The organism is Streptomyces sp. 11x1, from assembly GCF_032598905.1.
GTDB lineage: Bacteria > Actinomycetota > Actinomycetes > Streptomycetales > Streptomycetaceae > Streptomyces.
The window spans coordinates 122003-131521 of record NZ_CP122459.1; the positions used below are offsets into that span (position 1 = coordinate 122003).

The 9519-nt window shown below is 69.7% G+C and carries 10 protein-coding genes; 4 read left to right on the top strand and 6 right to left on the bottom strand.

Features of this window, described 5'->3' with window-relative positions; genetic code table 11:
* Positions 1-590 precede the first annotated feature (590 nt).
* From P8T65_RS47050 to P8T65_RS47075, 6 genes are all read right to left on the bottom strand, one after another.
* The gene (locus tag P8T65_RS47050; protein WP_316732109.1) at positions 591-2273 is read right to left on the bottom strand and encodes an AAA family ATPase; all 1683 of its coding nucleotides are present in this window, start codon (positions 2271-2273) and stop codon (positions 591-593) included.
* Between the two features lie 215 nt (positions 2274-2488).
* Positions 2489-3445, bottom strand: a complete 957-nt coding sequence (locus tag P8T65_RS47055) for a hypothetical protein (RefSeq protein ID WP_316732110.1) — start codon at positions 3443-3445, stop codon at positions 2489-2491.
* Positions 3446-3556: 111 nt separating this feature from the next.
* Positions 3557-4366 carry an ATP-binding protein gene (locus P8T65_RS47060; protein WP_316732111.1) on the bottom strand — a complete coding sequence of 270 codons (810 nt, stop codon included), beginning with the start codon at positions 4364-4366 and terminating at the stop codon, positions 3557-3559.
* A gap of 32 nt (positions 4367-4398) precedes the next feature.
* Positions 4399-5451, bottom strand: coding sequence for a hypothetical protein (locus P8T65_RS47065; protein ID WP_316732112.1), 1053 nt, complete (start codon positions 5449-5451; stop codon positions 4399-4401).
* Positions 5448-5735 carry a hypothetical protein gene (locus tag P8T65_RS47070; RefSeq protein WP_316732113.1) on the bottom strand — a complete coding sequence of 96 codons (288 nt, stop codon included), beginning with the start codon at positions 5733-5735 and terminating at the stop codon, positions 5448-5450. The genes P8T65_RS47065 and P8T65_RS47070 overlap by 4 nt, the downstream gene beginning before the upstream one ends.
* Positions 5736-5801: 66 nt before the next feature.
* On the bottom strand, positions 5802-6362 hold the full coding sequence (locus P8T65_RS47075) for a hypothetical protein (protein ID WP_316732114.1): 561 nt from the start codon (positions 6360-6362) through the stop codon (positions 5802-5804).
* 454 nt (positions 6363-6816) lie between these two features.
* On the opposite strand from P8T65_RS47075, the gene P8T65_RS47080 reads away from it, so the two are divergent.
* The 4 genes from P8T65_RS47080 to ssb form a co-directional block, all read left to right on the top strand.
* Positions 6817-7440: a ParB N-terminal domain-containing protein gene (locus P8T65_RS47080; RefSeq protein ID WP_316732115.1), complete on the top strand. Its 624-nt coding sequence runs from the start codon at positions 6817-6819 to the stop codon at positions 7438-7440.
* Between the two features lie 26 nt (positions 7441-7466).
* Complete coding sequence (locus P8T65_RS47085) at positions 7467-8111, top strand: hypothetical protein (protein WP_316732116.1); 645 nt, start codon at positions 7467-7469, stop codon at positions 8109-8111.
* A 75-nt stretch (positions 8112-8186) separates the two neighbouring features.
* Entirely contained in the window at positions 8187-9236 is a 1050-nt protein-coding gene (locus P8T65_RS47090; protein ID WP_316732117.1) for a peptidoglycan-binding protein, read from the top strand.
* A 60-nt stretch (positions 9237-9296) separates the two neighbouring features.
* On the top strand, positions 9297-9519 hold a 223-nt coding region (ssb, locus tag P8T65_RS47095), incomplete at its 3' end, for a single-stranded DNA-binding protein (protein ID WP_316732118.1).

The following is a 9519-nucleotide window of genomic DNA, read 5'->3' on the forward strand; positions in this document are numbered from 1 at the left end:
GCACGGTGGTGAGCGTGCGTCGGACCCGGCGGGGCGTGCGAGCGGGAATGGCGGAGGCGCCGTCGCGGGTGTGCACAGGTCGGCTGTCGCACGGCGCAACCGGTCGACTCAGCTCTTCGTGGCTCCACCGCCGTGCACGCCTGGATCCCCGTGCACGGCATCTTCGCGCAGTTCAAAGCAGTGCACGGGTGTGTGTGCACGCTCACGCTCGCGGGGTGCCGGGGGTGTGCGTGCGGGCGGCGGGGCGTGCGTGCGCCGTGGCGTGCACGTGTGCACGGGGTCCACCGCGTGCGTGCGCGAAGGGTCGTGCCGGGGTGTGCGGAGTGACGTGCGCGTGCGGCTCTGCCCTCGCCGGGCGTGCAGGTGTGCATGCGTCACGGCGTGCGGGAAGCGTGCGTGGGACCGAGTCGTGCACGCTCGGGGGTTGCAGTGTGTAAGCACAGCCAAGGCCTCGCGCACGGTTCTGCCGGGCGTGCGGCTTCCGGTCCGGCGTGCGAATGGCGTGACGTGACGTGACGCTCGCGGCGTGCGTGCGTGCGCGCGGCCGTGGGCCGGTGGGGCGTGCGGGCCGCGCGTCACGTCACGCCACGTCAGGAGGGAGCTTTGAGGATCTGGCAGTTGGCGAAGACGTCGTCGATGGTCATGCACGGTCCGTCGGGCGCCATCGCGTACGCGCTGATCGTAGCGGCTTCGCCGGCGGCGACGAGGGCTTCCTTCACGGCGGGGCGGGCGCCCTTCACGAACTCGGTGAGGTCGTACGTGGTGATGTCCTCGGTGCGTCCGCTCGCGGGCATGATGTCGGCCAGGTGCTCGTGCTTGCCGATGACCAGCACGCGGGCCTGGTACTCGGCTTCCTTTTCGACGGCTTCCCGGACGCGCTCGGCTTGCTGCTGCTGCCGGGTCTTCTGTCGGGGCGCTGCCTTCGTGGTGGCTGGCTTCGCCGACCTGGGCTCGTCCCCCGGGGCTGCCCTCTCCGGCGCAGGGGCGGATCGGGACGCGGGCGGAGTGCTCGTCGGCGGCTCGGTCGGTTTCTGCCTCTCGTCGCTCGCCTGGTGGGTCGTACCGGCGCTGCTGTCGTTCTGTGGCGGGGTGCCTCCGGTGTCGCTGCGCTCGGGCTGGGGCGGCCTGCCTGGGGTGCCAGTCCCGCTGGTGGACGCGGTCCGGTTCAGGTCGGCGAGCAGGTTGGTGATCGCCGTGTTGGCGTCGACGTGGCCCCACAGCTTCGTGGGGATCGTGACGCGCTGCAGGATCGTCGCAGTGTAGGCCGTGCGCACCATCAGCAGAGCCCGGCGGGGGTCGCTGCCGTCGCGGAGAGCCTGGGCGATGTGCTGGCCGACGTCCTGGGGGGTGGGCACGGTGCCCTCGGTGGCGTGCCGCCGCATCTCGGCAGCAGCCGCGTTGGCTGCGACGCGCTGCTCGGCTTCACGCTCGAACTCGTGAAGGCCCGCTTCCGGCTGCGGCTCGACGAACGGGGCGGGCGGCACGCTGATGTTCCGCTCCATCCCGAGGTCGCGCATCAGGGCATCGAGCGTCAGCCCCGGCCGGGTGCGTTCCTCGTCGGGAGCGAGTTGCATGACAAGGGAGCGCACCGCGGTGAGTGTGGGACGCCGGTAGGAGCGGAGTTGCAGGACCACGGTGGCGTCGTAGGGGAGGCTGCGTTCGGACTTGACCTTCCACGTCCGGTTGCGGGTGGGGTTGCCCTGGGCGTCGAACTCCGTGACCTCGTCGAGTCGGCAGCAGACGATGACCGGGCCGTCGTGCCGTCGCAGGGTGTTGATGACGAGGCGCCACCGGTCCTTGGCCCGGTTCCAGAGGCTGTGTCCGATGACGACGTCGTCGTCCGCGCTCGGCCCCTGCCGGTTGTACTTGGCCGCCTTCTCTGCGGCGCGGCTGCGGGCGATGATGTCGGCTTCGTCCTGCAGGAGCTCCCACAGGATGGTGCCGGAGTCCAGGACGATCGCGTTCGGCTTGTTCGGGTCGGCCCGGGGTTCGGCGACGGCCTTGCGGACGGTGTTGAGGAGACCTCGGTACGTGCCGTCCTGCTCGTCCTCGATGTCGAAGTCGGCGATCTGGCCGAAGCTGTCGACGTCGCTCTCGCCAATGGGGATCCAGATGAGCCGGCCGATCAGGTCCGAGTTGGCGAACTCGGCGCACATGTGGGACTTGCCGGTCTTCTCGGCCCCGGCGACCACGACCAGGGGCCAGCCGATCCGGCCGTTGGGTTTTCTGGTCTGCAGGCGTGTCGGAGGTGCGGGTGCGGTGGTTGGAGCCATTGCGCCTTCCCTGATCTTGGCGTGTGTGCATCGCCTGGCTTCGCTGTGACCGGGCGATGGTGCGGGGCGCAGGGGGTTAACCTCTCCCCCAGCATCCGAGCTGTACGTTTTTCTAGTATAGCTGAACTGGGCGAGACGGGAGGGCTGGGGGAGCGCAAAAACGCCGGTGGCCCGCCTCCTGACTGCAGGAGACGGGCCACCGGGAAGCGGAGTACTCAGGCCCCTTGGGTGAGCTGCACCAGCCACTCAGGGACGTTGTGGTTGTCGGTCTCAGCCAGGTAGCGGCTGATGAGTCGCACGCGCATCCGCGACCCCTGGCTCCGGTCCCGCCCGATCATCTGCCCGATGCTCGTGCCGCTCAGGTCGCCCCTCGGCTTCAGGCGGTCATCATCGCCAGCGTCGAGCGCCTGCTTGATCTTCTCGTAGACCTGGTCCTCGCTGAGAACGCCGGTCGTGGCGGCCTCGCCGGGGGACGGGGCCGGCTTCTTGGCCTCATCGACAGGAGGGACAGGCGACTTGGGCGCCGGGTCCGGCACGGTCGCGCGGACGGTGGGGCGCGGCGTCTGCGCTGCGGCCGGGGCGGGGACGGCAGCCTTACGCCGGCGGCCGCGCGGCTCGTCCTGGACGGCGGTGGTCTGCTTGGTGCCGTCCTCGTCAACCCAGTCGGCTCCCGCGCCGTACTTGCGGAGGAAGCCGCTCACGTGGAAGCCGAAGGTGCCGCCGAGCGGGACCGCGGCCGCGAACGCCGCGCCAAGGCCCATGACCTCGCCCTGGTAGTCCGTGAGGAACTCGGGCATGCCGCCGTCGGTGAAGGCCTCACCCATGGTGAAGACGGCGTGCCCCACGTTCGCGGTCATCGCCAGCATGAGCATGAAGGTGAAGATGGCCCACAGGCTCCCGTAGTAGCCGCCCTTGGAACCGTCGTCGTTCGTGCGCCGGGTCGACGATGCGGCGTCGCCGATGATGGCGACCAGCAACTCGAAGGAGACCGCGACGAGCCAGGCGGCTGCGGTGGGGAAGCCGATGATGGTGCAGGCCCACCGAATTGAGGTGATGGAGGCCAGCATGAGGCCGAGCGACGCGTAGAAGACGGCCCGCTGCTGGTTGTCGTTCCACTTCTTGGCCCTGCGCTCGCCGATGGTCACGATGGGACTGGCCTGTGCGGACGCCACTGATCACTCCTTCTGCGGTGTTGCTCCGGAGGCTCGCTGTGACTCCCGGAGTCGTTGGACACCATAGAACAGAATGACCTTGGTCCGCCCGGGTCGTGCGCTGACGGCCGCTCAGCCCCAGGTGACGGCAGGCTCGTCATCCTCAGCCTCTCCCCAGTTCACCGGGCAACGCCGGTCGTCGCCGAGCATCTCGAACAGGCCAGCGCCTCCAGCCAGGCGGGAGAAGAACCGCGACCCGACGGTAGCGATGATGCGTTCGCTCGTGAGGTTCGTGGCGGCCAGGGTGGGCAGGCCAGCCGCTCGGCGGGCGTCAACGAGATGTTCCGACTGCGTACGCGCCCAGTCGCTCGGGTTGTCCATGCCGCTGCACACCTCGTCCAGGATCAGGAGCTGCGTCTTGTCCGTGGTGTACAGCTCGACGACTTCCTGCTCCGTGTAACCGGCCGGGGCCCGGTTGGGGCGCAGCCACTCCAGGTATTGCGTGTGCTTGAGGTAGCGCGTCCGCAGGCCGCTCTGCACGGCGTAGTTGCCGGCCGCGATGATGGCGGTGGTCTTGCCGGAGCCCGTGTTGCCGTAGGCGATGGCGTTCAGTTTCGGTGGGGCGACGCTCTTCTTTATCGCCCAGGACAGTGCGGTGACGTAGTCACGCAACCGGTCGCGGTGCTGTTCCGCCGCGTCGAGCCGGTTCAGCGTCCAGTGGGCGTAACTGTCGTGGCTGGCGAGCCGCAGGGACGTGTTCCAGGCCTTCTGTCGTACGGCCGCGTATCCGTCGTCCAGCGCCTCATCGGCGAGTTCGTCCGGGAGGGGCTTGAAGCCGGTGGTGTCGAGCGTCCCCGACCTAAGGTCACGGAGGGCCTGGCGCATCGCCGCGACCGCGGGAACCATGCCTCGCGCCGGGTACTGGGTGTCGGTGGGGGGCACGTCGCTGCTCCTTGGGGACGAGTGGTCGGCGGTCATGCTGAGTCGGCGAGTCCGCGCAGCCCGAACTCGTCCTCTTCAGCGGGCTTCGCAGGCCGAGGCTGACCGGTCTTCTGCTGTTTCCGGGCGCCCCAGGTCGCATCGTCGTTGTAGGCGGGGGCGCGGCCCGTTCCGCCAGCGCGCGGGCGGTTGACGCTCACGCCGGCCGCAGCGGCGCACGCGTCCTCGAACTGCTGCCGCGAGGGGAAGGCTCGACCGCCGTCTTCCAGTGCCTTGGCGATGGTTCCGGGGGCGTAGTTGGCCTTGAGGGCGTTGAGGATCAGCGTCCGGGTGGCGTGATACGCGCTGGACTTATTGCCGACGTAAGGGGCCATCTTCTTGAGGGTGACGAGTTCAGCGAGACGGCCTGGCTTCGGGTTCGGGTTCTCCTTGGTCTTCCGCTGGCCCCACCACCATTCCGCGCCCGCGGTGGCCTTGTCCTCCAGGGCCTGCTCCTCGGGCGACTTCTCGGCCTTCTTCCGCGTCTTGCGGGTCTTCGGCTCGGGGGGTGCCGCCGGAGTGCTCGCGGCGTCGTCGGTCTCGGGGGCCGTTGTCGGCTCGACGGCAGGCTTGGGGGCCGGGCTGGGCGCCTCTGCCTGCGCGGTGGGCTTCTTCCCCCGGAGGAGGTCCTCGTGGGCAGCGGACCACTGGTCCAGGTCCATGGGGCCGGTATAACCGTCCGGCGGGACCATGTGGATGGTGTAGACGCACCGCTGCCGCATCTTGCCCTGGTAGCGCTGCTTCTCGACGTCGATCGCGCCGAGCGCTTCAAGCTGCTCAACGTACTGGGTGAGCGACTGCACTCGGCTCAGCCCAAGGCGTGCAGCGAGAGACTTCTGCGAGGGCCAGACCAAGCTGTCGCCACGGGACCTGTTCAGGTGCATCACGAGCTGCACGTACAGGGCCTGCGCCTGGGGCTTGATGCCGTCAGCGAGAAACACCCAGTTGGGCACCTGCGTGAACTGCACGTCGGGCATGCGTCCCGCTCGGAATTCCAGCTCTGGGGCGAGGTCGTCGAGCTCCTGGAGCGAGCCGGTAGCGGCGGTCATCGGGTGCCGTCCTTGAGCCGGTACGACGTCGTGGTCGTCTTCCGACCGTCGATGTTGGCGTAGCGGCGGTCGCGTTCGATGAGGCCTGCCCTGTCCAGGGCGCGCGCGGACTGCCGGATCTGGTGGGTGGTCATCAGGGTGGCGTCGGCGAGGGCGTGGCAAGTGCGCCATCCGGCCTCGTCGGTATCGACGAGGAGGTGGATGGCGACGACCCAGGCGTGGGCCGGGACGCCGGCGCTGCGCAGACGGGTGTGGACTGCGGACGGGATGGTGATGGCGTTCATGGGTTCCTCGGGAGGGGCGGCCCGGCCGGGGGGGGTGGCGGGCCCCCCGAAGCGTGGGGAGGGCGGCTACTGCGCGGCTTCGACCGCGTCCTCGGGCGCGGGAAGCAGGGCGCGCAGGTCGACCGCGAACTGGCCGCTCCGCAGCATCTCGCCGAGCTTGGCGAACGCGTCGGGGCTGGGCTTCTGCGTGACGCTGGACGGCGGCGGCGCCTTCTGTAGCTTCACTCCCGGGATGACTTCACCGGTCTTGGTGACGGCGACCTGGTTCGCCTCGTCCCATGTGGCGTACCTGAGCGTCGCGTTCTTCCACGTGGGGTCGACGATGAACTTCCACGTGCCGTGGTTGTCGCGCTCGGCCCACGAGGTGAACGCCTGCTCGTCGTCGATGATCAGCTTGTCCTTCGGCTCGGCGACGGTACGCGAGCCGAGCACCAGGTCACCGAACTTCGGCTTGACCGTGGTGGTGTCCTTCTCGGCGTACTCGGCGAGGCGCGCGGCGTCGGCGGCCGAAAGGAGGTCCTCGTAGCGCTCGTCGACGACGCTCTTGATGAAGCGCATCAGCAGGGCGTCGCGGTCGAGGTTGCCCGTCTCGACGACGTCCGCGACGGTCGCGCTGTCCTGGCTCATGTGTGTCCTTCCCCCCAGGTTCGCTGTGTCCCGGGGTGTAAGGGTGAGGTGGTGCCCATGGCCCGGTGCTGCGATGACAGCCCTTCAGACGCGGCAGGCATGCCATTCGTTACACCAGTCCCCGGCGACTGAATCGCCGTTGGCTTGAGTACGTGAACCATACAGTACGGATGTGCCGGACGTCGATCACCCGGCAGCACGCGACGCAAGCCGATCTGCCTCCCTACGGTCTGCGGCGGTCACCACGACTGTGCGCCGTGCACACGCGCAGCACCGGGTGACCCCGGTTCGGCCTTTCCGGAACAGGACGGCCCGGCCCGGCGGCACGACACGGTCCGGCCATGACGGCATGCCCCGTCCAGCGAGACACCGGGGCGCCGCGGTAGAAGTCCGCGGGCTCGCTGACCGTGCCACTGCCGCCGGGGAAACCTCCACCGCGTCACCGAGGGGTCCCATGAGCACGATCGCCGCGCCGCGCTACACGTCGTACGTCCCGCTCACCGACCTCACGCCCAGCCCCGGCAACCCCAAGCGGCACGAGATCGAGCGGATCATCGAGTCGATCGAGACGCACGGCTTCCTCGACCAGGGCATCGTCGACGAGCGCACCGGGCTGATCATCGGCGGTCACGGTCGGCGCGAGGCCCTGATAGAGATGCAGGCCCGCCGCGGCGCGCGCCTGCCCGACGGCCTGCTCATCGACGACGACGGCGGTTGGCTCGTCCCTGTCCAGCGCGGATGGTCCTCGCGCAACGACCTCGAAGCCAAAGCGGTGATCATCAAGCTCAACCGGCTCACCGAGGCGGCCGGCTGGGACTCCCGCTCGCTCGCGGAGTACCTCGAAGAGCTCGCCACCGGCGACGCGGCCCTGTTCGACTCGCTGAACTACAGCGACGACGAGATGGAACAACTCCTGCGCCAAGTCGACCCCGAGTCGCTGCCCGGCGGTTCGCCGGACGCCGACGAACTCCAGGACCTCGGCGGGACGGGCGGAGACTTCGCCGACAGCGGCGACAACGACCGGGCCCGAACCGTGTGCTGCCCCGCCTGCGGAGAGCCGTTCACGCCCGGACAGTAGACCCGCCCGATTCGTACGTTCTCGCCATGCCCCGTCGAAAGCCGCGCCGGCCGCCCCGCATCCCGGCCGTCATGCTGCGCCCACGCCTGATGACCGACCAGGTCATCGAACGGCTCGTGGAAGGCAGCCGCATGGGCCTGTCCCTCGGCAACGCGGCCGAATTCGCCGGGATCTCCCGCCGCACCCTCACCTACTGGCTCACCCGCGGCCGCGACCAGGCCCTCGCCATCAGTGCAGGCCAGACTCCCGAAGCGGCGGAAGTCCCGTACGTCGACCTGTTCGACAAGGTCACCAGTGCCCGCGCACAGGCAGCGGCCCGCGCCATGGCGCAGATCCAGCGCGCTGGGGCCGGCGGCGCCGTTCTGGAAGAGGTCACCCGGAAGTTCCGCGACTCGGTCACGGGCCAGATCGTCGAAGAGACCACCGTCAAGCGGCAGGTGCCCGACTGGAAGGCCTCCGCCTGGTACCTCACCCACCAGCACGGATCTGACTACGTCGAGGGCTACGGCCTGGACGCGGAACTCGCCCCTGAAGACGACGGCGAGGAGCAGGTGGAGGCGGACCTCGAAGGCCTCGCGCAGCGCCTGGCCGTCACTCTGCACGCGGTCGAGTACCCGCCCGAGATCGAGCAGCTGGACGACGACGTCGTGGACGCCGACATCGTCGAATGAGCACGCGACGCTAACCGGTCGCGCCCGGCACGGTGCTGCCTTCCCGATCACCCGTCACCGGAGGCACAGCACCCCATGAAGATCATCTCTCGCGCCGCCTGGGGCGCGAAGGCCTGGAACGGCACCCCGGCGTCCGTTCCGCTGTCGGCGCGCACCGAGTTCTTCGTCCACTATGACGGCGGCGCGCACATCACCCGCACCGGCTACGCGATCATGCGGGCCATCGAGGCGGAGCACCTGGGTAACGGCTGGTCCGGCGTCGGTTACAACTTCGTCGTCGACCAGGCCGGCAACGTCTACGAGGGCCGCGGCTGGGGCCTGCAGGGCGCCCACTGCCCCAACCACAACATCAGCGGCATCGGCGTCCAGATCGCCATTGGCGGCGACCAGGAGCCCAGCGCCAAGGCCCTCGCCGCGTGCCGCGCCCTGCACGAGGAGGCGTGCCGGAAGATGGGCCGCACCCTCGCCAAGCGCGGGCACCGGGACGGGATCGCCACCTCCTGCCCCGGCACCAAGCTCTACGCGTGGGTCAAGGCGGGCATGCCCGCCGGTGACTACCAGCCGGCCCCGGACCCGGGCGGCTCCCTCCCGAACGGCGGGTCCTCCAGCGCCCCTCGCTACCAGGTCACCATCAACGGGCTGACGTACGGCTACGGCGCCAAGGGCGACCACGTCACCCAGGTCGGCAAGGCCCTGGTCAAGGCCGGGTTCGGCAAGCACTACACGAGCGGTCCGGGCCCGACCTGGACGGACGCCGACACCGAGAACTACCGCGACTACCAGAAGTCCCTCGGTCTCAGCGGCGACGACGCGGACGGCGTGCCCGGCGAGGCGTCGCTGAAGAAGCTGCTCGGCACCCTCCCGGGGAATGCCGCCCCGAAGCCGACGCCCCCCTTCCCGGGCAGCGACGCATTCGGCCCCGGCAAGAGCAACGCGCACATCACCGCCCTCGGCAAGCAGCTGGTGAAGAAGGGCTTCGGCAAGCACTACACCTCACGGCCCGGTCCGAGGTGGTCGGATGCCGACCGCAAGAACGTCCGCGACTTCCAGCTCTCGCGCAAGGAGCTGGCCGGTGACGCGGACGGCCTGCCCGGCCCGCTCACCTGGAAGCTGCTCTTCTCCTAGCCCCGGGCCCACCGGCCGGCCCGGCAGGTCCGGGCCGGCCCCTGCAGGAAGGATCCCGCCGTGGCAGGCGAGACCGTAATCACCGTCGTCGGCAACCTCGTCGACGACCCAGAACTCCGCTTCACTCCCGCCGGGGCGCCGGTGGCGAAGTTCCGCGTCGCCTCCACCCCGCGAGTGTTCGACCGTCAGACCAACGAGTGGAAGGACGGCGAGAGCCTGTTCCTGACCTGCTCGGTCTGGCGTCAGGCGGCGGAGAACGTCGCCGAGTCGCTCCAGCGAGGCA

Coding starts and splice junctions, on each gene's coding strand:
- P8T65_RS47050 (WP_316732109.1), bottom strand. CDS start 2,273: ATGGCTCCAACCACCGCACCCGCACCTCCGACACGCCTGCAGACCAGA.
- P8T65_RS47065 (WP_316732112.1), bottom strand. CDS start 5,451: ATGACCGCCGCTACCGGCTCGCTCCAGGAGCTCGACGACCTCGCCCCA.
- P8T65_RS47070 (WP_316732113.1), bottom strand. CDS start 5,735: ATGAACGCCATCACCATCCCGTCCGCAGTCCACACCCGTCTGCGCAGC.
- P8T65_RS47075 (WP_316732114.1), bottom strand. CDS start 6,362: ATGAGCCAGGACAGCGCGACCGTCGCGGACGTCGTCGAGACGGGCAAC.
- P8T65_RS47080 (WP_316732115.1), top strand. CDS start 6,817: ATGAGCACGATCGCCGCGCCGCGCTACACGTCGTACGTCCCGCTCACC.
- P8T65_RS47085 (WP_316732116.1), top strand. CDS start 7,467: ATGCCCCGTCGAAAGCCGCGCCGGCCGCCCCGCATCCCGGCCGTCATG.
- P8T65_RS47090 (WP_316732117.1), top strand. CDS start 8,187: ATGAAGATCATCTCTCGCGCCGCCTGGGGCGCGAAGGCCTGGAACGGC.